The organism is Aquabacterium parvum (assembly GCF_001447195.1).
Taxonomy (GTDB): domain Bacteria; phylum Pseudomonadota; class Gammaproteobacteria; order Burkholderiales; family Burkholderiaceae_C; genus Aquabacterium; species Aquabacterium parvum.
The window spans coordinates 1-818 of record NZ_LFRI01000584.1; the positions used below are offsets into that span (position 1 = coordinate 1).

The window sequence follows — 818 nt, forward strand, 5'->3', positions numbered from 1 at the left end:
AACTGCAAATAGACCAACCTGCCTTCGCAAGGGATGTGGGCCTAAAAGTTTGTAACCACGCAGGCGAGGTGGCGCAAGTGCTTGATGTGCAATGCATTTGTTCTCCCATGATGCTGTTGTGGTGGTGTGATAGGTAGCCTAAACGATGTTGGCGCGTGCGGGGTAGTGGCGTGCCCCGGAACGAGTGGTTCACGCAGCGGAAGAAGGAGGTGTTGACGGGTGGACAGTCTGATTTGTTGTGGGTACAATAAATGAATGCGCCTGACCTACGACCCAGCCAAAAGCGCGCGCAATGAAGAGGAGCGAGGCATGCCCTTTGGGCTTGCCGAGAAGTTCGATTGGAGTTGCGCGCTGATCGTTGAAGACGCCAGGCAAGACTACCCTGAACGCCGATTCCAGGCGCTTGGCTTCATTGATGAGCATTTGTGCATGCTGGTGTTCACGCCGCGCGATGGCGCGGTGCACGTGATCAGCTTGCGCCGGGCCAACAAACGTGAAAGGACTCGCTATGCCGCGCAAACCCAACCCTGAACGCTTGGACAACGACGCACCCGAGGCCACGGATGAGTGGTTTGCAAAAGCTCGACCGGCGAAGGATGTGTTGGCCGACCTGATGGGCGCAGATGTGGCCAAGGAGATGCTCAAGCCAAAGCGAGGTCGACCGCCCGCCAGCCGACCGAAAGAGCACGTCAACATTCGTTTGGATGCGGACATCTTGGACGCCTTCAAAGATCGCGGTGCTGGCTGGCAAACGCGCATCAACACGGCACTGCGTGACTGGCTGAAGACGCACCCGAACACGCGAAAGGCCTAACGCC

Annotated in this window: 2 protein-coding genes; both read left to right on the top strand. The window is 57.8% G+C overall.

What is annotated here, in order from left to right; all coding sequences use genetic code 11:
* Positions 1–255 precede the first annotated feature (255 nt).
* Entirely contained in the window at positions 256–531 is a 276-nt protein-coding gene (locus tag ABG80_RS20765; RefSeq protein ID WP_058089449.1) for a BrnT family toxin, read from the top strand.
* Positions 509–814: a BrnA antitoxin family protein gene (locus ABG80_RS20770; protein WP_058089450.1), complete on the top strand. Its 306-nt coding sequence runs from the start codon at positions 509–511 to the stop codon at positions 812–814. Before ABG80_RS20765 ends, ABG80_RS20770 begins: the two co-directional genes overlap by 23 nt.
* Positions 815–818 lie beyond the last annotated feature (4 nt).

Coding starts and splice junctions, on each gene's coding strand:
- ABG80_RS20765 (WP_058089449.1), top strand. CDS start 256: ATGCGCCTGACCTACGACCCAGCCAAAAGCGCGCGCAATGAAGAGGAG.
- ABG80_RS20770 (WP_058089450.1), top strand. CDS start 509: ATGCCGCGCAAACCCAACCCTGAACGCTTGGACAACGACGCACCCGAG.